The organism is Dyella sp. (assembly GCF_036746095.1).
Lineage (GTDB): Bacteria > Pseudomonadota > Gammaproteobacteria > Xanthomonadales > Rhodanobacteraceae > Dyella_B.
Map to the genome: position 1 here is coordinate 22197 of NZ_DAIOEU010000016.1, position 25104 is coordinate 47300.

Here is a 25104-nt window from a genome sequence, read left to right on the forward strand (position 1 = left end):
GCGCGTATGAGAAGTATCCATGTGCACTTCATACGCTGACGCGTGTGCGTGCAAATGTGCATGAAGTCGGGCCGTGCCATAAGGCATGGCGAGGCTTGCATGAGGCTGTAATGGGTGACCTCTCGTCATTCCGGCTTTCGCCGGAATGACGAGAGGAATCAATCCATCTCGATCGCCGGCGTTTGCTGCGCCAATTCTCGCAAGCGCCGCTTCTCCGCACGCCGCGCCTTGCGTGCTTCCTTGCGCAGGCGACGATCGTATGACCACAGATAGATCGCCGGCGTGCTCAACAAGGTCAGCAACTGCGATACCAGCAGGCCGCCAACGATCGCGATGCCCAGCGGCTGGCGCATTTCCGAGCCGATGCCAAAACCGATCGCCAACGGCAATGCCGCGCCCATCGCCACCAGCGTGGTCATGGTGATGGGACGGAAGCGCACCAGTGCGGCTTCGCGGATGGCCTCCGGCGGCGAGCGGCCGTGTTCGCGTTGCGCCACCAGTGCGAAGTCCACCATCAGGATGGCGTTCTTTTTCACGATGCCGATCAGCATCAGCACGGCGATGATCGCCATCAACGACAGCGGCGTATGTGTCACCAGCATCGCCAGGAACGCGCCCATGCCTGCCGCCGGCAAGGTGGAGAGAATGGTCAGCGGATGGCCGAGGCTTTCGTAGAGAATGCCCAGCACGATGTACATGGCCACGATCGATGCCAGCAGCAGGATGCCGCCATTGGACTGCGCCTGCTGGAATTGCTGGTTGGCGCCGGTGAAATCCAGCCGCACGCCAGGCGGCATGTGGATGGAGAACGCCGCTTGCTGCACCAGGTCGATACCGGTGCTCTGTTGCACCTTGGGCTTGAGGTTGTAGTTGATGGTCGCCACCTGTTGCTGGTTGTGGTGGCGAATGCCGAGCGGGCTCATGTCAGGCACGATGCTGGCCAGCGCGGATAGCTGGATCATCTGGCCCTTGCTGTTGCGCACGTACAGGTTGAGCAGTGACTCGGCGCTCATCGATTCGGAGCTGGAAGAAGTCAGCACCACGCGATATTGATTGATATCCGAGTAAATCACCGAGACCTGGTTCTGCCCGAAGGAGTTGAGCAGCACCGAGTCAATGTCGCCGATGTTCACGAACAGGCGGCCGGCTTTCTCGCGGTCGATCTTGATCTCCTGCTGCTTGCCGACCAGGTCGAAATTGCTGCTGATGTCGGAAAGCTGCGGAATGGTGCGCAGCTTGCGCACCATTTGCAGCGTGATCGGCTGCAAATCCTGGCCGCCGCTGGTATCGAGGATCTGGAATTCGTACTGGCCCTGGTTGTCGCCGGCGCCGCCGCCGTTGAAGAACTGGATCGGGTTGAAGTACGCCTTGATGCCCGCGATCGGTTCGAACTTCTTCTCCAGCCGCTCGATCACCTTCTTGATGTCTTCCTTGCGTTGGCCCGGCTTGTCGCCGCGCGGCTTGAGGTCGGCGTACATCGAGGCGGCATTGCCCACCGCGCCGCCTCCGTTGTTCTCCGAACCCAGCACCGTCAGCACATCCTGCGTGGCCGGGTCGTCCTGCAGGAGCTTGTTGGCCTGCTGCACGCGCGTGGCCAGCAGCGTGGGCGAGATGTTGGCGTCGGCCTTGAGCGACACGGCGAGCTGGCCGGTGTCCTGATCCGGCATGAAGGTGCCGCCCGCCGTCTTGACGATCGCCCAGCCGAGTACGGCGGTAAGGATCAGCAAGGTAAGCGGCTGCCAGCGCATCAGGCGGCGGTGGCGCATGGACCAGTCCAGCGCCCGCTCGTAGTGGCCATGCAACCAGCGGTCGAAGCGGTGCAGCGCCTGCTCGATGCGCGAAGGCGATCCGGCATAGGCCGACTCGGGCTTCAAATAGCGGCCGCACAGTGCAGGCGTGAGCGTCAACGACACGATGGCGGAAATCACTACCGCGGCGGTAAGCGTCACGGAGAATTCGCGCAACAGCATGACCAGCATGTTGTTGCCGAACAGCAGTGGCGCGAACACGGCGATCAGCGACAAGGTGATGGAAATAACCGTGAAGCCGATTTCGCTCACGCCGCGCAGTGCGGCATCCAGCGGCGCCTCGCCATGTTCCATGTGGCGGAAGATGTTCTCGATCACCACGATGGCGTCGTCCACCACGAAGCCGATGCACAGCACCAGCGCCACCAGCGACAGCGTGTTGAGCGTGTAGCCGAGCGACCACATCACCACGAACGCGCCGGCCAGCGACAGCGGTACGCTGAGCGAGGCGATCAAGGTGGGCCGCAACCGGCGCAGGAACACCAGCATGACCAGCGACACCAGCACGATACTGATCAGCAGCGCCACTTCCACTTCGTGCAGCGCGCCCTTGGTGCTTTCGGTGAAGTCGAAGATCGGCGTCATCTGCACGTCGGCCGGCAGCAGGTGGCGCAATTGCGGCAGCTTGGCGCGTACCGCTTCGGCGGTTTCCACCGCATTGGCTTCGGGCCGCTTGTTGATCTGCAGGCCCACCGTGCGCATGCCGTTGAACCATGCGGCCTGATATTTATCCTGTTCGCCGCTGCTGACCTTGGCGACATCGGACAGATAGACCGGCACGCCCTTGTGGTTGGAGATCACCAGCTTGGCGAAATCGGCCGGCGTGTGCAGCGCATCGGTGGCCGTCACCATCATCTGCGTCTGGCCGTCGCTCAGCATGCCCTGCGGAGAGGTGACGTTGGCGGCGATCAGTGCATTGCGGACGTCGTTGGCGGTGAGGCCCTTGGCCGACAGCGCGGAGGTATTCACGTCCACGCGTACCGCATGCGGCGTGCCGCCGAACAGTTCCACTCGTGCCACGCCCGGAATCTGCGCGAGCGCGGGGCTGAGCAGTGTGTCGGTGAGATCGTAGAGCTTGTCCGGTGGCATGCTGCTCGAGGTCAGCGCCACGTGCAGGATCGGAATCTGCGAGGTGTCGAACTTGAAGTATTGCGGCGGGCTGGGCAGCGCCGGCAGGTCGGGTTGGGCGGCGTTGATCGCCGTCTGCACGTCGACCGCGGCCTTGTCGATGTTGCGGCCGAAGTCGAAGCGCACCATCACCGTTGCGCTGCCCTGGTTGGCGTTGCCGTAAATCTCCTGCACGCCGGGGATGCGGCCAAGATGGCGCTCCAGCGGGGCGAGCACGGTATTGGCCATGGTCTGCGCGCTGGCGCCCGGCTGCGCGGCGGTGACGAACACACCGGGGAAATCCAGCGTCGGCAACGCCGCCACGCCCAGCATCAGGTAGGCGCAGAAGCCGGCAATGGTCAACCCGATCGCCAACAGCGAGGTGCCGATGGGGCGGCGGATGATGGGGGCGAAGATATTCATGCCGTTACCTGCGCCAAGACGTCAGGCAAACGAAAGCCACGGCCGCGCGCGTCCCGCGCTGGCCGTGGCGCAAGCAAACAGAAGGGCACATTCATGGGCGCCTTTATGCCTTGGGGGCCAGAAGCGCAAATGTGCCTGAAGTCGGGCCGTGCCGAAAGGCATGGCGTTGATTTTCCCTCTCCTGAGAGGCAAGGTCGGAGCCAGGATGGGCCAGCAGGCAGGGATGCAATCCCAGCATTCGCGTGGATGCCGGGATTGGCACCCCAGCCTGCTTGGCATCTGCTGCCTTACAGGCCGTAGCGCACCGTCAAGTACCAGGTGCGACCCAACTCGTTGTAGTAGTAGACCGTCTCATAGCTGTGATCGAACACATTCGCCAGCTTGGCTTCCACCTGCCAATCCGGGGCGAAGCTGTAGCTTGCTCGCAGGTCGGTGGTGGCATAGCCGCCCATGCGTTCGGTATTGGCGATGTCGTCGTAGCGCTTGCTGGAGGCAAAGAACGTCGCGCCCAGGTTGAACCGGCCCAGCCTGCGATCGACGTCGACTCGTGCGGTGCGTTGCGCACGGCGCTGCAGCAGGTTGCCGTTGTTGGCGCCGCCGTCGTTGTTCTTCGGCTGCATCAGCGTGAGATAGCTCTGCACGCGCCAGTCGTCCAGGTTGAAGCCGAATTGGCCTTCCACGCCACGGATGCGTGCGCGGCTCAGGTTTTGCGGTACGTAGTTCTGGTCCAGCACGATCAGGTTGTCGATGGTGGTCTGGTAGGCGTTGACGCCCCAGTTCCAGTGCTGCAACTGCTGTGTCAGGCCGATTTCCGCGCTGCGCGAGGTTTCCGGCCGCAAATCCGGATTGGCCGTCGGAAAGCCGCCGAGGGGCGGAAAGTACAGGTCATCAAACGTGGGCGCGTGGAACGCGCTGCCGTAGCTCACCGACAGCACCGGTCCGTTTTCGAAGTGATAGCCCCACGCCGCCGAGCCCGTGTTGTGATTGCCGAATTGATCGTTGTGATCGTGGCGCGCGGCGAGCTGCACTTCGTTATGGCCGAAGCTGCCCTGGTATTGCGCAAAAGTGCCGGTATCGCCGCGGGTGGTTTGTTGGAAAGCCGTGTCGCTGGCGACGTGTTCCTGCTGGTAATCCACGCCCACGGTGAGCAATTGGTCGGTCGCCAGCGTGATGTCGTTCTGCCACGACGCCTGGTTGCGGCGTGAATTGAAATAACCGGTGGCCATGCGCGGGTAGTACTGGCTGAAATAAGTGCCCTGGTAGTAGCTGGCGAGATCGTCGCGGCTTTGTCCGGCGTCGAGCGTGACTTTCCACATCGGCAGTGGCGTGAAACTCAGGCGCGCGCCGGCCACGTACTGCTCTTCCAGGCTGTCATTGCCGCTGTACGGGCTGCCGGCGAATTCCGCGTTGCTCTTGCTGCGCAGCCAGTCGAAGGCGAGCTCCGTGCCGTTGTCCCAGCGATAGCCGATGTTGGCGAAGCCGTTCCAGTTGCGATAGGCGTCGTTGCGCGGATCGTCCACGTAGCAGGCAATGCCGCGTTCCGCCGCGCCCATGCGGCAATTGGGAATGCCGCCGGTGTAGGTGCCGCCGAGGCTCGCGTTGTACCACAGACGCGCATCGCCGCCGGAAACGCCGGCCTGGCCATTTACGTAACCATGGCTGCCGCCGGTAACGCTTACCGACGGCGAAATGTCGCCGTTCGGCTGACCGTGCCGGGTGAAAATCTGAATCACGCCACCGATCGCATCCGAGCCGTACAGGCTGGCGCGCGGGCCGCGCACGATCTCGATGCGATCGATCGCCTGCACCGGAATCTGCTCCAGCGCTGGCAGGCCGATGCTGACCGAGCCGATGCGCACGCCGTCAATCAGCACCAGCACATGCGTGGCATTGGTGCCGCGCAGATACAGCGAGGATTGCCCGCCGATACCGCCGGTTTGCGCGATCGACACACCGGGCAGGCCAGTCAGCAGGTCGACCACCGATACCGGCTGCAGGCGCTCGATGTCTTCGCGCGTGATCACGGTGACTGAGGACAGCGCCTCGTTGGCGGTGATGGCGGTGCGCGTGGCAGTCACGATCACCGGCGTCAGCGAGCCGTCCTGGCCGTCGTTTGATTGAGCGTAAGCGGCCTGCGCGGCCAGTGACAGCAGCAAGGCGGCTGCAAGCGCATGTTTCTTCAACACGATGGATGTTCCCCTGCCGCGCGTCCCCGCGCGGCGCAAGTCGTCAGCGAGCCGGCATCGGGCGGAGCAAAAAGGGAACGGAAGGCGACCAGGCGCAGAACGCCGCAGCGCGAACTCCGTGCCTCGCCCACCGCGAATGCCAGAACCTGTTCCGGGCCGGTCTCCGGACTTGCGAGTGGCATGTTTGCACATGCCGTCAGCAATGCCTTCCCATGCTTACGCACAGTGGCGCCTTATCGCTGCAATGACTCGCTTACCGTTGCGGGGGCAGTGCCGGACTTGCTGCGCAAACAGCGCACCGGCTTCCCGTTTCATCCCTTTTGCTTTCGCCGTGGGGACACCTGGAACGGGCGCCACTGTAGCCGATGGAACGCGGTCCGGGCAATTTATGCATCTTGTCCCGCACTGTCCGGTTCGAGCGCGAAAAGGGGCCGATAAGCAGATAACGCCTTTTTGCAAGCGCGGCGATGTAGTTATTGGGCCGACGAAGCGAGGATAAGACAATGGACAGCCCGACTATTAACCCAACGTCTCATGCGTATCACTCTTCGGCGGCAGAAGATGCCGCCGCGAGTACTCCGGCGATAACGTCGCAAACCGATCTGTCGGGTGATTTCGTCCAGCCGACCAATAACCCGTTTGCGGGCGCCGGCCGAAAGCCTCGATCCATATTCCGTGAGGTGTGGGATAGGACGCCCTTTGGCGTCCTGCAAAACCTGATTGAAGGAAAAGGCCTCACCTGTAGCTTCTTTCCGGGCATATGCAGCCTGGCAGGGGTCGATGGCGGATACGAAAACAGTACGCAAGGCCCTGCCAGTAAAGCCCGATATGGAGTAACCAGTTCAAGCGATATTCAATCCGGAAAAAATGCCGGAAGGATTGTCGACCTGTCGTCGGTTCCCGCTGTGGAAAAAAGGGTCAGCAGGGTCCTGGATGAAACCATCAAAAACACATGGAGGGCCTATAACCTGATGGACAGCCCGTCAACGTGGACTGGCAAGACAATGACGGCAATGAAGAAGTTGTTCGGGGAAGGGATCACTCGTCCGGACGTACGGGCCAGGATAAAGACCGGGCTGGCTACCTCGCTCGACGGCATGCAACAGCTGAGAGACAACCCGCAGCGAATCTTCCTTGAGGTTTCTCCCGAGCCCGGCGAAGAAAAAACCTCTGCATATACCGTCCTTGGGGAGGCTGGGCCGACGGGCGAAGTGGTATTGAGCAAACCTATTATCGACAAGAACACGGATGAGTCGCTCATGCTGACGCTAAGTCATGAGGCCATGCATTTTTCCGACCTGCGAGACCGCTTTTACGTGGGCTACAGCGACCGGATTGGTTTCTACACAAGAGAGGTCGATGGCCACGACGGCAGCATCGAGGAGGCTCCGGAAAACCCCGACTCCATCGCATGGGCAGCATTAATGCTGGGGATGAACGGGCGCGAATTTCGGACACCGGTAGAAGTATGGGCGCGGTAGGAGTGAGAAAGCCACGCCGCTGGGATGTTTGGCCTGGAAGGTTCCCATCGCGATGGCTATCTCCAGACAGGAATAGGCGTTCTTTGCCGCAATAGCGCAAGACCTCAACAAGAGGATGAGATGGTGGATATCAAGCCCACAAACGCGCCCGCCCTTCTTTATCACCATGCAGTGCTGGATGCTTCTTCCGCGCTTACGCTGTCTTCACCGGAAGTAAGCCCGCCAGCTGGTTCATACGGCGGCTTTCCTCAATCTAGCCACGGTTCCCCAGCGGGCGGCGCGCGCGAGTCGCGGTCAATACTGTATTACACGCCATTCGGGGTCATCTCTGATTGGGCTAATGGTAAAAAAGCCACTCCCTGCGATTTCTTCAGGGGCTTCTGCTCGCTCTTTGGCATCGACAATTCCAGTGGAGACGCCCAGGTTCCAAGCGGACCTGCAAACAGCCGGCCGAACCCGCCAGGCAATGACGCCGTGGTCGGCGGATATGACCGTGGCGTGCACGGCGGCGCATTTATCGAACTGTCACTTGACCCCCAGGTACAGGCAAGAGTCATGCGGCTTCTTGGAGAAGCTTATGAAGATGCCAGGAAAGCATGCGATGTACATCGCCATCCCGAATCCTGGGACGCCAATACACGAACAAGCATGCAGCAATTGTTCGGGAGCAAAGCGGGATCTTCCGAGGTACAGGCCAAGCTGGAGCGCCTGCGCGATGGAATTAAAAGGCATATCGAGAACAACGGCGGGGATATATACCTTGAGCTTTCCCGCAATCGTCATTCGGACATCGTTGCGTATGCGCCCATGGACAGCACAGGCAGGTATACCGGCCAAATCGTTCTCAATGCAGACAAACTGTACGGTGATGACCGTGGTTATTTGGACAATGACGGTAATCTAAAAAAGACCCTGGTTCACGAGGTGGCTCATTCGGACGTCGGCATGCATGACCATTTTTACATGACGTACGACAAAAACCGCGGTTACGTGGTGAAGCCCGATGAGAATGGACGTAGTGTTCCGTTTAACGAAGATGATGCGCCGGATACCCCGGACCCCTATGCGTATGGAATCCAGGTGCTGGCTGGAGATAAAGCGCTCGACGACGCTGGTGACGATACCGCCAGGTACAGGTACGAAACTTAGCCGCCGAGCTTCCTAATCTGTCCGTCGATGGGGCGATAGTCACGTCTGCCACGCGAACTGTGTGGCACGCGTCGCGGATGCCGAATCGTCGGGATAGAAAAATGTTGGCTTCAATAGACTGCGGCGAAGTAGGTGTAGCACCGCGACTAACTGGGAGATGCGATCGTGCGTATCGACACACTTCCACCCGACAGGAGCCGAGCGGCGGCAAGCGCGTGCGGCGGCCGATACGCCTGGACACGGCCTCGAACAACCCCGATTCCATTGCCAATGCGGCAGTCGTCCTGGCCGACAACGGCGGCGCCTAACCCGATGAGCTGTAAAATCACCCGCACAGGCCTTCAATCGGTCTGCAACTCCGCCACGAAATCGTAGATATCCCCGCGATACCACGACGTGGTGAATTCCACCACGCGACCATCGTCGAGAAATCCACGCCGCTCGATGTGCAGGCCCGCGCTGCCGACACTTACATGCAGCAAGCGCGCCTGCCGTGCGGCCAGCAGCACTGCGCGCAAACGCTGCAACGCGCGCACCGGGCGGCAGTCGTATTTCCCCAGCGCTTCGTACAGCGAATCGTGCACCTCATGCGGATCCGGCAGCACGCTGGCCGGCACCACGCTGCGCTCGATCGCCAGGGGCTCGTCTTCCGCGTAGCGCACGCGATGCAGGCGCGCCACCAGCACGCCCGGTGAAAGATTGAGCGCCATCGATTCTTCCGGCGTCACCTCGCCCACGCTGCGCTCGAAGAATTCGGAGCGCGGGTGCAGGCCGCGTGCGCGCAGGTCTTCGGTGAAGCTGGTGAGGCGCGACATCGGCTTGATGATGCGCTCGGCCACGAAGGTACCGGCGCCATGGCGTTGCGTGAGCAGGCCCTCTTCAACCAGGCCGGAAATGGCCTTGCGCACCGTCACGCGCGACAAACCCAGGGCCTGCGATAAATCGCGTTCGCTAGGCAGGGTCTGGCCGGGCTCGATGTCGCGATGCTGGATCACGTTGCGAATGGCCCGCCGCAGCCGCAGGTAAGCCAGCGGCTGGTGGGTGGTGGTATCGCGGCTCAGTCGCCGGTATTCCTCGGCCAGGGCATTCTGCATAGTTGCAGACCATACCAATGCGTAACCACTGCGACAACTGGTCTTTGCATGCCCCATCGTCCGGCGCAGCCGGTGCGGGATCGCGGCGGCCGGGCGAGCAGTTGTGCCGATTTTTACGATTTCCGGCGGCCCGCTTACGATTCCCGCCGTTATGAAAAGAATGCATACGTTTGCACTGCACAAGGGACTGGTATTGCCTGGTATAGCATTGGTACCATCGGCCTTTCCCCGGCGGTCGCACTGTCGCGGCTGCCCGCATTCGATGAGGTGAGTTGTGACTGCACCTGCCCTACCGGTCGAGCTGTTCGACCTGGTGATTTTCGGCGGCACCGGCGACCTGGCCGTCCGCAAATTGCTCCCTGCCCTGTTCCACCGCTTTGTCGACGGCCAGATCCAGCCCGGCAGCCGCATCGTCGGCGTCGCCCGCGAAGGCCTGGACGATGACGGCTACCGTGCCCAGGTTCGTGGTGCGCTCAATGGGGCCGCTTCCAAGCAGGCCGACAAGGTCGACGCCTTCCTCAAGCTGGTGCATTACCGCCCGCTCGATGCCCGCAAAGATGCCGGTTGGGACGACTTCGCCAGGCTGATGGGCGAGTGCCCCGACCACGTGCGCGTGTTCTATCTGTCCACCTCGCCGGAACTGTTCGTGGACATCTGCCAGCGCCTGGGCGGCTATGGCCTCAACCAGGGCCAGTCGCGCGTGGTGCTGGAAAAGCCGATCGGCCACGACCTGGCCAGCGCCAACCGCATCAATGACGACGTCGGCCAGGTGTTCGCCGAATCGCAGACCTATCGCATCGACCATTACCTCGGCAAGGAAACGGTACAGAACCTGCTGGCGCTGCGGTTCGGCAATGCGCTGTTCGAGCCGCTGTGGAACGCCGGCCATATCGACCACGTGCAGATCACCGTGGCCGAAACGCTCGGTGTCGGCCGCCGCGGCCCGTACTACGACCACGCCGGCGCGCTGCGCGACATGGTGCAGAACCACATGCTGCAGCTGCTGTGCATGGTGGCGATGGAACCGCCCGCCTCACTGTCGCCCGACGCGGTACGTGACGAAAAACTGAAAGTGCTGCACTCGCTCAAGCCGATCAACGAAAGCAACGCCGCGCAGCTCACCGTGCGCGGCCAGTACCGCGCTGGTGCGGCCGAAGGGCAGAGCGTACCGGGCTACATGGAAGACCTGAACGCCGACGCCAAGTCGAAGGTGGAAAAATCGAACACCGAAACCTTCGTCGCGCTCAAGGCGGAAATCGCCAACTGGCGCTGGTCCGGCGTGCCGTTCTACTTGCGCACGGGCAAGCGCCTGGCCGAGCGCGTGTCGGAAATCGTGGTGGCATTCAAGCCGGTGCCGCACTCGATCTTTACGTCATCGGCCGGGCCGCTCGCCCAGAACCGCCTGGTGCTCCGCCTGCAGCCGGATGAAGGCGTGAAGCTGTGGTTGACCATCAAGCACCCCGGTCCCGGTGGCTTGCGCCTGCGCCACGTACCGCTGGACATGAGCTTCGCCGAAGCCTTCGGCGTGCAGCAGCCCGATGCGTACGAGCGCCTGCTGCTCGACGTGGTGCGCGGCAACCCCACCCTGTTCATGCGCCGCGATGAAGTGGAAGCCGCATGGAACTGGGCCGGTCCGATCCTGGCCGCATGGGCCGCGGGCGGCGAGTCGCCGCGTCCGTACACCTCCGGTACCTGGGGCCCGAGCGCGGCGGTCGCCCTGATCGAACGCGATGGCCGCACCTGGGACGAGGATTTCGAGCAGTGAGCGAGCAACCTCTGCACGCGTTCGACGAGGCTCAAGCGCTGGCCACGGCGCTGTCGGCCAGCATCGCAGGCAAGCTGCGCGAAGCGATCGACGCGCGCGGCGAAGCCGTCATCGCCGTCTCCGGCGGCAGCACGCCCAAGCGCCTGTTCGACGCGTTGTCGAACGAAGCATTGGATTGGTCGCGCGTCACCGTCACCTTGGTCGACGAACGTTGGGTGCCCGACACCGACGAGCGCTCCAACGCGCGCCTGGTGGAGTCGTTGTTGCTGCAACGGAAAGCCGCGGATGCCGAATTCGTACCGTTGTACGTGGAGGCTGCCACGCCGGAAGCCGGCATTGGCGAAGTGCGCGCCACCGTGGCCGCCTTGAAGCAGCCATTCGACGTGATCGTGCTGGGCATGGGGCCGGATGGACACACCGCCTCGTTTTTCCCCGGCGGCGACCGCTTGAGCGAAGCCCTCGATCCATCGAACACCGCCCTGGTGCTGCCGATGCGCGCTCCGGGCGCGGGCGAGCCGCGCATCACGTTCACCTTGCCGGTGCTGCTGAAGGCGCGCACGTTGTATCTGCATATTCAAGGCAGCGACAAGCGCGAGGTGCTGGCGGAGGCTGAAAAGCCGGGCAGCAGGCTGCCGATCGCCAGCGTGCTGGGTGCTGGTCGGCCGTTGGAAATCTATTGGTGTCCGTAAACGTCGCTCGTCATTCCGGCGAAGGCCGGAATCCAGTCAAGTACACCGTGCGAAGCACACGCTATTTGGCTTTGAGTGCTTCGCACGTCGTATTCAAACTGGATTCCGGCCTTCGCCGGAATGACGGCAACGCAAGACCAGGCATTTAAGAACGCATCAACGCCGAGCCCGCTCGGCCGGAGCATGAAATGAGTTTGCACCCCGTCGTCGCCCAAGTTACCGAGCGCCTGCGCGAACGCAGCCACGCCTCGCGCGCTGCCTATCTCGAACGCATCAACAAGGCCGTCATCGACGGGCCGCACCGCGCACGGCTCTCTTGCGGCAACCTCGCCCATGGCTTCGCCGCCTGCAATACGCACGACAAAGCGGCCCTACGCGAAGGCCACACGCCGAACCTCGCCATCGTTACGGCGTACAACGACATGCTGTCCGCGCATCAGCCGTACGAGCGCTACCCGGAATTCATCCGCGAGGTCGCGCGCCAATCCGGCGTTACCGCGCAGGTGGCCGGGGGCGTGCCGGCGATGTGCGATGGCGTAACGCAAGGCCGTGCCGGCATGGAGCTGTCGCTGTTTTCGCGCGACCTGATTGCCATGACCACTGCCATCGCGCTCTCGCACGACATGTTCGACGGCGCGCTGTACTTGGGTATCTGCGACAAGATCGTGCCTGGTCTATTGATCGGCGCGCTGAGCTTCGGCCATCTGCCCGGCGTGTTCGTGCCCAGCGGCCCGATGCCCAGCGGCATCAGCAACGATGAGAAATCCAAAGTGCGCCAGGCGTACACGGAAGGCAAGGCCAGTCGCGACGAACTGCTGGAAGCGGAAGCGGCGTCGTATCACGCACCCGGCACCTGCACCTTCTACGGCACCGCCAATTCCAACCAGATGTTGATGGAGATCATGGGCCTGCATTTGCCCGGTTCCAGCTTCGTCGCGCCCGATACGTTGCTGCGCGATGCGCTCACCGCCGAAGCGGTACGCCGTTGCGCGGCGCTGGGCAAGGCGGGCGAGCATCTGCCGATCGGCCATATCGTCGACGAGCGAGCCATCGTCAACGGCGTGATCGGCCTGCATGCGACGGGCGGTTCCACCAATCACCTGCTGCACCTGGTGGCAATCGCGCAGGCGGCGGGTATTGCGTTGCGCTGGGAAGACTTCGACGCGCTGTCGTCAGTGGTGCCATTGCTGGCGCGCGTGTATCCGAACGGCTATGCCGACGTGAATCATTTCCACGACGCCGGCGGCATGGGGTTCCTGATCGACCAGTTGCTGGGCGCCGGCCTGTTGCATGGTGACGCACGCACGATCATGGGCACCGAGCTTTCCAGCTATGCGCAGCTGCCGGAGCTGGACGAAGCCGGCAAGCTCAACTGGAAACCGGTCTCCAAGGAAAGCGGCAATCGGGGCGTGCTGCGTGCATCCAGCGAACCGTTCCGCGCGGACGGCGGTCTGCGCATGCTCAACGGCAACCTTGGCCGCTCGGTGATCAAGGTGTCTTCGGTGCCGGATGATCGCCTGGTGATCGAAGCCCCGGCCGTCGTCTTCCACGACCAGGACGACATCAAGCGTGCGTTCGACCGTGGCGAGCTCAACCGTGATTTCATCGCCGTGGTGCGTTTCCAGGGACCGCGCGCGATCGGCATGCCGGAACTGCACAAGCTCACGCCCACGCTGGCGGTATTGCAGGATCGCGGCCATCGCATCGCATTGGTGACGGATGGCCGCATGTCCGGTGCGAGTGGCCGCGTGCCGGCGGCGATCCACGTGACGCCGGAAGCCGACGATGGCGGCCCGATCGCGAGGGTGCAGGATGGTGACGTGATTCGACTGGACGCCATGAAAGGCACGCTCGACGTGCTGGTTGACGCCGCCGAATTCGCGGCACGCGCACCCGCGGTGGAAGATCTTTCGCGGCACCAGCACGGCATGGGACGCGAATTGTTCGGCATTTTCCGTCGCAATGCAGTCGCTGCCGATCTTGGCGCAGGCGTGCTTTGAACATCGCACCATCCCCATGCGGTCGTCATTCCCGCGAAAGCGGGAATCCATTGTCGCTTTTGCCCCAGGTCTACATGGATTCCCGCTTTCGCGGGAATGACGGCCATAAGGCGTATTTGGATCATCTATGAACATCGAAACCAAGCAACAACACGTCGAAACCACCATGCGCCTGGCGCCGGTCATTCCCGTGGTGATCATCGAAGACGCCAAGCACGCCGTGCCGATGGCGCGTGCGCTGGTGGCCGGCGGCATTCCGGCGATCGAGGTGACGCTGCGCACGCCGGCTGCGCTCGATGCCATCCGCGCCATTGCCGCGGAAGTGGAAGGTGCGGTGGTCGGTGTCGGCACCGTGCTCACCGCGAACGATCTGCATGCGGCGGAAAAGGCCGGCGCGCGCTTCGCCGTGTCGCCCGGCATGTCGCCCAGGCTGCTTGCCGCCGCTGACGACAGCGCCCTGCCCTTGCTGCCTGGCATCGCCACCGCCAGCGAGGCGATGGCGCTGTTGGAGCGTGGCTATCGGCATTTGAAGTTCTTCCCCGCCGTTCCGGCTGGCGGTGCAAAGCTGCTCGGCGCATGGGCGAGTCCGCTGCCGCAGATCCGCTTCTGTCCCACCGGTGGTATTTCCCTCGGCGGCGCGAAGGATTTTCTCTCGCTGCCCAATGTGCTGTGCGTCGGCGGCTCGTGGCTTACGCCGGGTGACAAACTGAAGGCGGGCGACTGGGCCGGTATCGAACAATTGGCGCGCGAAGCCGCGGCGCTGCACGGCTGATCATCGCCCCTGGGTATAGAAGCAAGCGGCAGTGCATATCGCCGCTTGATCATGCCCGTCGCACGAGCCGGCGATAAAATCGCGCTGTGTCGAGGTTCCACGCCGGCGTTTGCCTGGATGTTCCGGCCTCGCTCGCAGGCGAACGCATGCACGGCTTCTCACAACGGTCGCCCGATGCCTGCCGCTACGGCAGCGCCGATACGCTGCGGCATCCTTTCCCCCACGTGCCGAAAGTGGGCCCGGCGCGCTATCGGGCGCGCTTCGCGCAGGCAGCACAGTGACTTTTGGCGTATGAAACTCGTTACCGTTGCTGCCTAAGCTGGGAATCTCCGCGCGAATGCGCCGTATGAAGGATTCCCATGCGCAAGCTTCCGCTCGCTTTCGCCCTGGCTGCACTGTTGCTGGGCAATGCCGCCGCAGCCGATAAAAAAGATAAAACGCCGGAAGAGCCAAAGCCGGAAGCCGCCTTGCTGCACCCACAAGCTTCTACCAGCGAGGGCAGCGTTTCCGTAGAAGGAAAACATATCGCCTACAAGGCCGTGGCCGGCACCATCGTGCTGCATGGCAAGGGCGACAAGGAAAACGAGCCCACCGTCAGTATGTTCTACGCCGCCTATTTCAAGAAAGTCGACGATGCGTCCAGGCGCCCGATCACCTTCATCTACAACGGTGGCCCGGGTTCGGCCACGGTGTGGCTGCACATGGGCGCATTCGGTCCGCGGCGCGTGGTGACCAAGGACGATAGCCATACGCCTGCGGCGCCCTATCAGCTGGTGAACAACGACTACAGCCTGCTCGATGCGTCCGACCTGGTTTTCATCGATGCGCCCGGCGCCGGTTTCAGCCGCCTGATCGCCAACGATCCGGATGCCTCCAAGCGCGCGGACCAGATGAAGGATCGCCGCAAGGAGATCTACAGCGTCGACGGGGACGGCCGCGCCTTCGCGCAATTCATCGTGCAGTTCCTGTCGCGCTACGGACGCTGGAACTCGCCGAAGTACCTGTTCGGCGAAAGCTACGGCACCACGCGCTCGGCTGTGCTTGCCAATGACCTGGAAAACGAAAACAGTGTCGACCTCAATGGCGTGATCCTGCTTTCGCAGATCCTCAATTTCGATACCAGCATCGATGGACCTGACCAGAATCCGGGCGTCGATCTGCCCTACGAATTGGCGCTGCCAACCTTTGCCGCTACCGCGTACTACCACCACAAACTGCCACAGCAGCCGGCTGCGCTGGAGCCGTTCCTGCAAGAGGTAGAGCAGTTTGCGCTGGGCGACTACGCGCAGGCGTTGATGCAGGGTTCGCGCCTGGATGATGCACGCAAGCAGGCCATGGCGGAGAAGCTGCATCAATACACCGGCCTTCCCGTGGCCTATCTGCTGAAAGCCGATCTACGCGTCACCGGCGGCATGTTCGAGCATGAATTGCTGGCCGACAATGCCGACACCACCGGTCGCCTGGATTCGCGTTTTGCCGGTCCGTCGCTCGATCCGCTCAGCAAGGAAGCCCAATACGATCCGCAATCGTCCGCGATCAGCGCTGCCTACATCGCGGCGTTCAACGACTACGTGCGCAAGGACCTCAAGTTCGGCCAGGACCAGGTCTATCGCGAATTTGCCGACGTCAACGATTGGGACTTCAAGCACGACGGACACGATGGCGCCGTCAATGTGATGCCGGACCTGGCCAAGGCGATGAAAACCAACCCGGACCTGAAAGTGTTCCTCAACGGCGGCTACTACGATCTGGCCACACCGTTCTATGCCGCCGATTACGAGATGCACCATATGCCGATCCAGCCGGCGCTGATGAACAACATCAGTTACGCGTGGTATCCGTCCGGGCACATGGTGTATGCGCACGAGGCGTCATTGAAGTTGCTGCACGATAACGTGGCGCGATTTATCGAGCAGACAGATAACGTCAAGGGTCATTGACGTATACGCCGGAGTTGATGCTACCTATGGACCGTCATTCCCGCGAAAGCGGGAATCCATTTTCAAGGGTGCATCAGAGCAAAATGGATTCCCGCTTTCGCGGGAATGACGGCCGCAACGAAATGCATGCTTTCATGGCCTTCTCGATTGCCAGTCGCCGACATCACGCAACAACTTCATACTCGCTCTGAACCAAGCCACTGATATATGAGCGCGTTGCAACGTGCTTGAGCCGAATGTCCCGTTCGACCGCACCAAACAACGGAATGCCTGTGCCAATGAGCACCGGTACTCGCGTAACAATAAGTCTTTGAATCATCCCGGCGCGCAGAAACCGCTGGATCGTCACACCGCCATCGACATAAATGTGGCCGATACCCTGGGCGCTGAGGTTCGCGACAATGTCATTGGGCTCACCGGCCATGTGCTGCACGATGGCTCCGGCTGGTGCAGGCGTAAGCTCGCGCGAGCTCAATACGCAAACGGGTTTCTCGCCATAGAACCATCCCCCGAAGCCCAGCACGGTTTCATAGGTGTTGCGCCCGATCACCAAGGCGTCCACCGTGCGCATGAATTCGTCGTAGCCGTGCGGCTCACCGCCGCCCTCCGGCAGAAAATCCAGGCTGCCATCGAGCCTGGCCATGAAACCGTCGACGCTGATGCCGACGAACACCGATGCCTTCATCGCGACGCCTCCGATGATGCCTCGCGGCCAGGACATCATCTTACGCCCGTTACTGCACCGGTTTCCGCAACTCCGCTATGCTCGACGCCGTACCTCAGAGATATGTCATGCGCGCCCTTATCGATCGCTACATAGACGCCTACAACCGCATCGACATCAACGCCATACTCGCCACCATGCATGGCGAGGTGATCTTTGAAAGCTACACCGCCGGCGTACTCAGTGTCCGTACCGTGGGCATCCACGAGCTGCGCCACCTTGCAGAAAACTCTCGCCAATTGTTCTCCGCGAGACGTCAAACCATTACCACCTATGCCGAAGCGGCTGATATCGCCTACGCGCAAATCCACTTCCAGGGTACCTTCGCCATCGACTTGCCCAACGGCATCCGCGCAGGGCAAAGCATGGCCCTGGATGGACGCAGCGAATATCGCGAGCGCGATGGCCTGCTGATCTACGTCGCCGATTACAGCGATTGACTGCCTGGGGTAGCTATGGCGTGTCTCTTCAACGCAAACGATTTGCCCTAATCCCAGCGATTGGCATTTTTTGGAAAGCCGGGACGTTGCACGCGCACCACGCAGAATCGCTGCCCGCTCGGTGCTTGCATCACCACCCACCGTTCAAGGCGACTGACAATGCTGGCGCCGAGTTTTTCCAGGCGTCGCACTTCGGCCTCAATGTCGTCCGTTTCAATATCGATGTGCACGCGGCTTTCGTGCTCGACGCGCTGGATCTGCACGATAGGTTCGTCGGGTGGAGTGTCCAGCATGCGGTAGTTGCCGCGGGTTCCCGGATGCTCATAGTCGACCGGACGGCCCAGCGCCTTGGCCCAGAACAGGGCAGCCTGGTCGATGTTAGGTACGTTGCAGTCGATAAGCAGGGCGCAAAGTCTTGAATGATGCATGGCCGCCAAATCGTAGGTAGGGTTGGCGCAGGGTAACCCAACATGTTCGGGGCGATCCGATAGCAACGCTGCGCTGCTTATGGCTCGGCAATTTCGAGCCCGTTTTCCTCGCACCAGTCACGCAGCGCCTGTCGAGTGGCTTTGTCTTCGTAGTCATTCCAGTGCTCAAGCTGCCCCTTGCGTATCAGCAAGTCCTTGAACCGGCCATAGGCGCCGCGCTTGCGGAAGAAGTCATAGACCAGCTCGTATGCATCGGGCAAATGTTGCCTGGCAAAGTGGAAAACGAGGTCCCGCCCCAGATCAAGATCGTTCTTGTGCGGTACGGGCACATAGCGATCAGGATCGTCGATGTCTTCCGGCAGATCTTCGTCCACGCCGAACTCGGCGGTGCCGGACCAATACACCTTGCCGGTCTGCCGGGACACATAGGCCTCAGGTTCGGAACCCAGATTACCGCCGCTTACCCACGTGAGTGCGTCGAGCAGGTCGTTTAAATTGACGGGTATGCGTTCGGTCGTCATCGTGGAAACGTATTTATTTCACATGAGCGCCGTCAATCATCATTGAATCCGGCAGTATGGGGACTGTTTGTGCCATGAGCGGCAATTCCTTGAAGAGCGGTTGGCGTTCGCGCCAACAGGTGCTGCATCTTTCCGTCACGCCCTTGTTGAGCGCGTCGCTATTTGCGACTTTTCCAGCGGCCAGGGTGACGAGTTCCGTGGATGACGGCAAAGACAACCGCATCGATCCCATCCACGACAAAATAAATGCAAAAAAGGGAATCGGTTCATTACTGCGCGACGCGCATTTCTATGTACAACCGGAAAGGCAAGTGGCTCCTCACCAATCCGGTCGAACAGTGATTGGGCCTCATCGAGAAATTCGTGGCCAAGCCCAACGCGTTGTTGTTCGTACCAAGAAGCTGCATCGGTGAGATCCCGATCCGCCTCATTCCTGAGCCGGACAATATTTTTCATAGCTTCTTGCGTATATCTGCAATGACGTCGGCGACCGGGCGACCGGAATGACCATCTGCTTCGTAGGCGTCCAAGCGACGATCGAGTTCGGAGCGCTGCTCTGAGGTCAGTGTAAGAGCGTTCTTATCAGCCGCAATGCTATCCCACAGGTCTTCGACGAGGAGGATGCGTTCGTTAACGGGTAGCTTCAAAAGATTGATGTTCATGGGTATACAGGATATGCCGAAGGGTGCCGCGTTCCAATAGTGCATTGCTTCGTTCGAGCAGCGGCAAGAATGCGATGACGTTTTCGGCAGACTCATTTCCCGAATGGCGATGGAGCTTAAGGGGTATGTGCTTGCCGCTGTCGAACCGCAGAGCCGACCTGTTGGGAAGGAGCATCGTGCAGAGCCTCAACATCTGAGTGAAGTCGCGTCGCCCAAGTGTTTCCTTAAATGAATTATTAGGTCGCGATCGACTAGTATTCATTGTATTTCTTGGCACTTCCGCGGACACGATCAGCGGGGTATTTGAGTTCATTTGTTTCCAACTTAACCGATGCGCATTCCAGTGGGTCAAGCGAGAATTTATCTGCGAGGTTTAATAGGTAGAGCTGAACATCCCCGATCTCCTCCTTGAGGCGAGCGAGCTTATCAGCACTGAGATTTGAGCTCTCTGCCTCGGTCATCCACAGAAATACTTCGAGTATTTCCGCTGCCTCAGTTGCAAGGCCAATGGCTAGGTTCTTCGGGGAATGGAACTGCGCCCAGTCACGGGCTGCGACGAATGTCCGCAGCCTTTTTTGTAGCTCCGTGACAGCGGAGCTCATGCGATTAACTCCGGCTCACGATGTTTGAGAAAGGCGCGGATTTGTGCCTCGTGCTCGACTGAGAAGCGCTTGAAGGTCATGACCGGTGAGTACTCAGTTGCGGAGATTCCAAGCACTTCTGTCAGATTGAATGGCCGAGCAATACGTCGTGTACCCCGGCATTGCACGAAGTTGCGCCAACGTCCCTCAGTGCCAGGCCAATATTTCTCGGACTCGCCAGGAACAAGCTTTCGAATTGATTCGAGTGCCATGATGTACTGAATCTGGTGCTCGGTCCTCGCGCAGTCGGCAGATTTTTGCTGACGAGAGCCAACTCACCGATGTACCAATCAAGTGGTTGGCTACGGAAGGCATGCTTTTCGGTCTTTACGACACTGGGTAACATTGCGCCGGAAGTTTTGAATAAGAACATGGTCAATCCTTCAGTTGACGAGCGTGAGCCTTGGCTGAGACATCTCTTGCGCTCGTCAGAGCCACTGTTTGGGAGTCGATCTGCTCATTCCGGCGAAGTGCTTCCTGCATCCATAGCTGCTCGATTTCCGCCGGGGAAAATGATTCGAGGCGATCGATCAGATCAAAGGCCAGTTGCGCTCTTTCCTGGGAGGAAAGGCTGAGTGCTTCACTTTCGAGAGATTTCAGGTCCATGGGAGTCCTGTAAAGCAGTAGATCAACGCCGTACGTATGTTACATCGCTAGTCCCATCCGGCTCCGGCCGTCGCAACAAGGCGTTGTACCAACGCCGCTGCTGCGCAAGATCGCCTTCAATCAGCCATTGCGGTTTATTGGCGACCAGCGCGGCGACAGGCATGCCGTCTTCGTAAAGCACGCGCGTGCCGGCCAATGCAGGCAGGCGATCGCCGGTGAGAACGGTGCCGACCAGGTTCAAGGGATCGCTGCCGCTGAGCGTGACGCGGATCTGCTCAGGTGGGCGCAGCCGTATGCTGCGCAGGTGGGCGATGGCTTCGGGCAGGGCGAATTGTTCGCCGACCAGTCCTTCCACGAAGCGGCCGCCGCGGATTTCGCCGCGGGCTTCCAGGCGGTGGTAGACGCGCAACAGTTCGCGCCACGAAGGCAGCCAAGGGGCTTCGCGTTCGAGGAGTTTCCAGAAGATGACGCCGTAGCGGCGCAGCAGCACGCGGGCGATGTGTTCGACTGGATCGTCGGCGGCGGTGGGCGCTTCACTGCGCGGTGACATTTTTGTTGGAAGCTTGCGCACCAACGACCATCGACCGGCATCCTCGATCTCGCTCAAGTTATGCCTGCGCACGCGACGATAGCGGGACGATTCGCGCTTGGCGGCGGGCGTGAGCAATGCACGCAGGCCGGCAAAGCTGTCGGAGGTAACGCGTCCGGCGGAAACCAGCTCGCCTAGCGCATCCTCAAGCTCCGTGCGCAACAGATGCGCGGCCTCGAGCAGTTCGTCGAAGAACAAGGCACCGTGTGCGTTCAGCGCATCGGCGACGGCTTGCGCACGCGACGACAGCAACGGTTCCTGTTCCTGATTGCGATCGGCCATGCTGGTCCAGATCGGCCATTGGCGACGCGGCAACAGCACGATCGGCGTCGCGCGTACCGGGCCGCCGCTGCCGCCACCGCTGCGCAGGCGATTCCAGCCGATGCGGCCGGCGCGACACAGTTCATCCAGCCAACGGCTGGAGTAGCCCTCGATGCGCGACGCCAGCAACTCGCCTTCCCACGCACCCGCTGCGGCTTCGAAGCCTTCAAATTGGTGAAGCACGCCACTGAGCGCATCCGGGCCGCTCAGCTTCGTACCCGGTGTGGTGTGCTGCCATTCGAGCAGGAAGCGCATCAGGTCGCGGCGGCTGACCGGTTCGATTTCCCGTCGCAAGCGGCCGATGGTGTAGCGATGGATGCGTGCGAGCAGATGGCGTTCACACCATTCGGTATCGCTGGCCTCCGGCGAAAAGTGGCCCTGCATGACGTAGCCTTCCGATTGCAGGCGAATCAGGGCAAGGTCGATGTCGGCGCTTTCCACCTGCATGGATGCGGCAAGGGCGGCGACGGTGCTGGGGCCCAGGCCGGTGAGGCGGCCGCGCACGAATTCCAGCAAGGCGTCTTCGCGCGTCCAGGTTTGCGCGGCGTATTCGGCGGGCGCGGTGATGGATGGATGCAATGCGGCGTGTTCATGCACGGCATTCCACATGGCCAGTTTTTCGGCGCAGATCCACACACCCTTTTCCTTCTCCCCTTTGGGGAGAAGGTGGCCCGAAGGGTCGGATGAGGGGCTGTGCAGAGCGGAAGCTTCCCGCGAGATTCCGCCGTCGCCCTCTCCCCTGTTATTGATCAAAGATCGGGGAGTTAAGAGCGTCGCACGATGGACCTTGGCAAGCTTGTGCAGCCAATCGAGCCAGCCGTCATGCGCACGCGCTTCTTCTGCCGTGACGAACCCGAGCACATTCAGCGCCTCGTGCATTTCATCGGCGCTGCGTACATCCGGCCATGCTTCGCTGCGCACCGCAGCAATCGCTTCCGGATCGAGCTTGGCCAGATCGTCCGTATCCTCGATGCCGTTCCAATGACGCGTTTGCACTGCGCGCGTGCGGCGTTCTTCCAGCGGCGCGTCGTCAAGGAACGCATACGGCGCGGCGTTGAGCACTTCGCTGGCGAGCGGGCTGGGCGCGGTGAGATCACGTGCGACCACGGTGATCGCACCCGATTCCATGTTCTTCAAGACATCCAGCAATCCATCCACGTCCATCGCTTCGCGCAGACAGTCGTGCAGGGTCTGGTTCACCAGCGGATGATCGGGGATCTGCCGCTCGCCGACGATGTTTTCCAGGCAGGCGACCTGGTCGGGGAAGACAGTGGCGAGCAGGTCCTCGCTCTTCATGCGCTGCAAAGGCGCAGGCACTTTCTTGCCGCCCGCATAGCGCGGCAGGGCCAGCGAGGTCACCGCATTCCAGCGCCAGCGCACCGGGAATAGCGGCGCATCGAGCAGCGCCTGCACCAGCACGTGTTCGGCGGTGTTGCTGTGCAGGTAACGCGCCACTTCGATCAGCGGAAAACTGTGGCTGGTGGAAAGCGACAGCACGATGGCGTTTTCGGTTGCGGCGGCCTGCAATTCGAAATTGAATTGCCGGCAAAAGCGCTTGCGCAACGCCAAGCCCCACGCCTTGTTGATGCGGCTGCCCCAGGGCGTATGGATTACCAGCTGCGTGCCGCCGGATTCATCGAAGAAGCGCTCGAACACCAGCGTGGATTGCGTCGGCATCACGCCCAGCGCGGCCTTGGCCTTGGCAAGATATTCCACGATCTGCTGCGCGGCGGATTCGTTCAATCCGAGTACTTCGCGCAACCAGTCGAAGGCCGCCTGCACGCCGCCGGCATCGATGCGTGCGGCCATTTCTTCGCGCAGGCGCGATACGCCCACCGACAATTCGTTGCTGCGACCCGGGGCTTCGCCCAGCCAGAACGGAATGCTCGGCGGTGCGCCTTGCGCGTCTTCCACGCGCAAGCGGTCGCGCTCCACGCGAAGGATGCGATAGCTGGTGTTGCCGAGCTGGAAAATATCGCCAGCCAGGCTTTCGACTGCGAAGTCTTCGTTCACCGTGCCGACGATGGTCGCTTGCGGTTCCAGCACCACCAGGTAATCGGCGGTATCGGGAATGGTTCCGCCCGAGGTGACGGCAGTGAGGCGCGCACCGCGCCGTGCGCGCAGTTCGCGATGCACGGCATCGCGGTGAACGTATGCAGCGCGAGCGCCGCGCCGTGTGCTGAAGCCGTCGGCCAGCATGCGCACGACGGCATTGAACGTATCGCGGGGCAAGCTGCGATAGGGATAGGCGCGACGCACCAGGTCGAACAGCGCATCTTCGTCCCATTCCGCGCACGCCACTTCAGCCACGATCTGCTGCGCCAGCACATCCAGCGGTTGCGGCGGCTGCATCAGCGTGTCGAGTTCCCCACGGCGCACGCAATCGAGCATCGCGGCGCATTCGACCAGGTCATCGCGGCTGGTGGGAAACAGCCGTGCTTTCGGCGTGCCGTTCACCGCGTGGCCGGAACGGCCCGCACGTTGCAGGAACGCAGCGATGGAGCGTGGCGAAGAAAGCTGGCACACCAGATCCACGTCGCCGATATCGATACCCAGTTCCAGCGACGCGGTGGCGACCAGTACTTTCAGTTCACCCCGTTTCAGGCGTTGCTCGGCGTCCAGGCGCTGCTCTTTTGCAAGACTGCCGTGGTGCGCGGCGACGGCTTCATGGCCGAGGCGTTCGGACAGATGCCGCGCCACGCGTTCGGCCATGCGCCGCGTGTTGACGAACACCAGCGTGGTGCGGTGTTGCTCGACCAGTTGCGCAAGCTGGTTGTAGACCAGGTCCCACGTGTCGTTGGACATGACCGCTTCCAGCGGCACCGGCGGCACTTCGATGGCGAGATCGCGCTCGCGTGTGTGGCCGACGTCGATGATGGTGCAGCCTTGCTCTCTTTCAAGCTTTTGCTCCCTCTCCCCTCTGGGGTGAGGGGCGGCTCTTGCGAAAAGATCACTGATAACAGGCGATGACTCGTTTTGAGTTTCCGGCGAGATTCGCCCCTCGTCCCAGCCCTCTCCCCGGAGCGGAGAGGGCGCAAGGCCTGTGCCCTCCCCCACCAGAAACTTCGCCACATCCTCGATCGGCTTCTGCGTCGCCGACAAGCCAATCCGCTGCAACGGCCGCTGGCACAACGCTTCCAATCGCTCGAGCGTCACGGCCAGATGCGCACCACGCTTGCTGGCCGCCACCGCGTGGATTTCATCCACGATCACGCTGCGCACGCTTTTGAGCATCTCCCGCCCGGACAGCGAGCCCATCAGCACGTACAGGGATTCCGGCGTGGTCACCAGGATGTGCGGCGGCACCTTGCGCATCAGGCTGCGCTCGGCTTGGGGGGTGTCGCCGGTGCGCACGGCGGTGCGGATCGGCGCGCCCGGCAGGCCGAGCTTTTCCAGCTCGATGCCGATGCCTTCCAGCGGCGCTTCCAGGTTGATGTGGATATCGTTCGACAATGCCTTCAGCGGCGAGACGTACACCACGCGTGTTTCGTCCGGCAGCGTGCCGCCGCGCGCCACGCTCTCCTGCACCAGCTGGTCGATGGCGGCAAGAAAGGCGGTCAGCGTTTTACCCGAACCGGTCGGCGCGGCAACCAGTGTGTGCCGCCCTGCCCTGATCTTTGGCCAGGCGGCAGCCTGCGCGGAGGTGGGCGCCGGGAACGTGTTGCCGAACCAGGCGGCAACCGCGGGATGGAAGTTCTGCAGAGGCATGGTAGGTAACCCGTGGTCGCACGGGCGCAAGGCTCGTCGATCATGACATA

20 protein-coding genes and 1 riboswitch are annotated in these 25104 nt (G+C 61.7%); of the genes, 10 read left to right on the forward strand and 10 right to left on the reverse strand.

Annotated elements, in window-relative coordinates; all coding sequences use genetic code 11:
* Window positions 1–158 precede the first annotated feature (158 nt).
* Together V7M64_RS09240 and V7M64_RS09245 are read right to left on the reverse strand one after the other, a co-directional pair.
* Window positions 159–3338 (reverse strand): efflux RND transporter permease subunit, encoded by a 3180-nt coding sequence (locus V7M64_RS09240; RefSeq protein ID WP_333678777.1) that lies wholly within the window; start codon window positions 3336–3338, stop codon window positions 159–161.
* Between the two features lie 287 nt (window positions 3339–3625).
* Window positions 3626–5524, reverse strand: a complete 1899-nt coding sequence (locus V7M64_RS09245; protein ID WP_333678779.1) for a TonB-dependent receptor — start codon at window positions 5522–5524, stop codon at window positions 3626–3628.
* 136 nt (window positions 5525–5660) lie between these two features.
* Window positions 5661–5884: riboswitch (cobalamin riboswitch) on the reverse strand.
* 143 nt (window positions 5885–6027) lie between these two features.
* Between V7M64_RS09245 and V7M64_RS09250 the strand changes: the two genes are divergently transcribed.
* Window positions 6028–7005, forward strand: a complete 978-nt coding sequence (locus tag V7M64_RS09250) for a hypothetical protein (RefSeq protein ID WP_333678781.1) — start codon at window positions 6028–6030, stop codon at window positions 7003–7005.
* A 120-nt stretch (window positions 7006–7125) separates the two neighbouring features.
* On the forward strand, window positions 7126–8154 hold the full coding sequence (locus V7M64_RS09255; protein WP_333678783.1) for a hypothetical protein: 1029 nt from the start codon (window positions 7126–7128) through the stop codon (window positions 8152–8154).
* Between the two features lie 341 nt (window positions 8155–8495).
* Here V7M64_RS09255 and V7M64_RS09260 read toward each other — a convergent pair whose 3' ends face one another.
* On the reverse strand, window positions 8496–9248 hold the full coding sequence (locus V7M64_RS09260; RefSeq protein ID WP_333678784.1) for a GntR family transcriptional regulator: 753 nt from the start codon (window positions 9246–9248) through the stop codon (window positions 8496–8498).
* A 274-nt stretch (window positions 9249–9522) separates the two neighbouring features.
* On the opposite strand from V7M64_RS09260, the gene zwf reads away from it, so the two are divergent.
* The 6 genes from zwf to V7M64_RS09290 all read left to right on the forward strand — a co-directional run bounded on the left by zwf (window position 9523) and on the right by V7M64_RS09290 (window position 16414).
* Complete coding sequence (gene zwf / locus V7M64_RS09265) at window positions 9523–11013, forward strand: glucose-6-phosphate dehydrogenase (protein ID WP_333678785.1); 1491 nt, start codon at window positions 9523–9525, stop codon at window positions 11011–11013.
* Window positions 11010–11702, forward strand: coding sequence for a 6-phosphogluconolactonase (gene pgl, locus V7M64_RS09270; protein WP_333678787.1), 693 nt, complete (start codon window positions 11010–11012; stop codon window positions 11700–11702). The genes zwf and pgl overlap by 4 nt, the downstream gene beginning before the upstream one ends.
* Window positions 11703–11890: 188 nt before the next feature.
* Window positions 11891–13702, forward strand: a complete 1812-nt coding sequence (gene edd / locus V7M64_RS09275; RefSeq protein WP_333678789.1) for a phosphogluconate dehydratase — start codon at window positions 11891–11893, stop codon at window positions 13700–13702.
* Between the two features lie 127 nt (window positions 13703–13829).
* On the forward strand, window positions 13830–14474 hold the full coding sequence (locus V7M64_RS09280; RefSeq protein ID WP_333678790.1) for a bifunctional 4-hydroxy-2-oxoglutarate aldolase/2-dehydro-3-deoxy-phosphogluconate aldolase: 645 nt from the start codon (window positions 13830–13832) through the stop codon (window positions 14472–14474).
* 146 nt (window positions 14475–14620) lie between these two features.
* Window positions 14621–14755, forward strand: a complete 135-nt coding sequence (locus V7M64_RS09285; protein ID WP_333678791.1) for a hypothetical protein — start codon at window positions 14621–14623, stop codon at window positions 14753–14755.
* A gap of 78 nt (window positions 14756–14833) precedes the next feature.
* Complete coding sequence (locus V7M64_RS09290; RefSeq protein ID WP_333678793.1) at window positions 14834–16414, forward strand: peptidase S10; 1581 nt, start codon at window positions 14834–14836, stop codon at window positions 16412–16414.
* Between the two features lie 163 nt (window positions 16415–16577).
* Here the strand turns inward: V7M64_RS09290 and V7M64_RS09295 are convergent, their stop codons facing one another.
* Window positions 16578–17099, reverse strand: coding sequence for a dihydrofolate reductase family protein (locus V7M64_RS09295; protein ID WP_333678795.1), 522 nt, complete (start codon window positions 17097–17099; stop codon window positions 16578–16580).
* A 107-nt stretch (window positions 17100–17206) separates the two neighbouring features.
* On the opposite strand from V7M64_RS09295, the gene V7M64_RS09300 reads away from it, so the two are divergent.
* Window positions 17207–17578: a nuclear transport factor 2 family protein gene (locus V7M64_RS09300; RefSeq protein ID WP_333678796.1), complete on the forward strand. Its 372-nt coding sequence runs from the start codon at window positions 17207–17209 to the stop codon at window positions 17576–17578.
* A 47-nt stretch (window positions 17579–17625) separates the two neighbouring features.
* Here V7M64_RS09300 and V7M64_RS09305 read toward each other — a convergent pair whose 3' ends face one another.
* Both V7M64_RS09305 and V7M64_RS09310 read right to left on the reverse strand, forming a co-directional pair.
* The gene (locus V7M64_RS09305; protein WP_333678797.1) at window positions 17626–18006 is read right to left on the reverse strand and encodes a VOC family protein; all 381 of its coding nucleotides are present in this window, start codon (window positions 18004–18006) and stop codon (window positions 17626–17628) included.
* A 77-nt stretch (window positions 18007–18083) separates the two neighbouring features.
* Window positions 18084–18527, reverse strand: a complete 444-nt coding sequence (locus tag V7M64_RS09310) for a UPF0158 family protein (protein WP_333678799.1) — start codon at window positions 18525–18527, stop codon at window positions 18084–18086.
* A gap of 74 nt (window positions 18528–18601) precedes the next feature.
* Here V7M64_RS09310 and V7M64_RS09315 point away from each other — a divergent pair, with 74 nt between their 5' ends.
* On the forward strand, window positions 18602–18940 hold the full coding sequence (locus V7M64_RS09315) for a hypothetical protein (RefSeq protein WP_333678801.1): 339 nt from the start codon (window positions 18602–18604) through the stop codon (window positions 18938–18940).
* 39 nt (window positions 18941–18979) lie between these two features.
* On the opposite strand, the gene V7M64_RS09320 is transcribed toward V7M64_RS09315, so the two are convergent.
* The 4 genes from V7M64_RS09320 to V7M64_RS09335 form a co-directional block, all read right to left on the reverse strand.
* Entirely contained in the window at window positions 18980–19189 is a 210-nt protein-coding gene (locus tag V7M64_RS09320) for an addiction module protein (protein WP_333678803.1), read from the reverse strand.
* A gap of 251 nt (window positions 19190–19440) precedes the next feature.
* Window positions 19441–19791 carry a nucleotide pyrophosphohydrolase gene (locus tag V7M64_RS09325; protein WP_333678805.1) on the reverse strand — a complete coding sequence of 117 codons (351 nt, stop codon included), beginning with the start codon at window positions 19789–19791 and terminating at the stop codon, window positions 19441–19443.
* Between the two features lie 414 nt (window positions 19792–20205).
* On the reverse strand, window positions 20206–20436 hold the full coding sequence (locus V7M64_RS09330) for an addiction module protein (RefSeq protein WP_333678807.1): 231 nt from the start codon (window positions 20434–20436) through the stop codon (window positions 20206–20208).
* Window positions 20437–20458: 22 nt separating this feature from the next.
* Window positions 20459–25054, reverse strand: a complete 4596-nt coding sequence (locus V7M64_RS09335) for a DEAD/DEAH box helicase (protein WP_333678808.1) — start codon at window positions 25052–25054, stop codon at window positions 20459–20461.
* Window positions 25055–25104 lie beyond the last annotated feature (50 nt).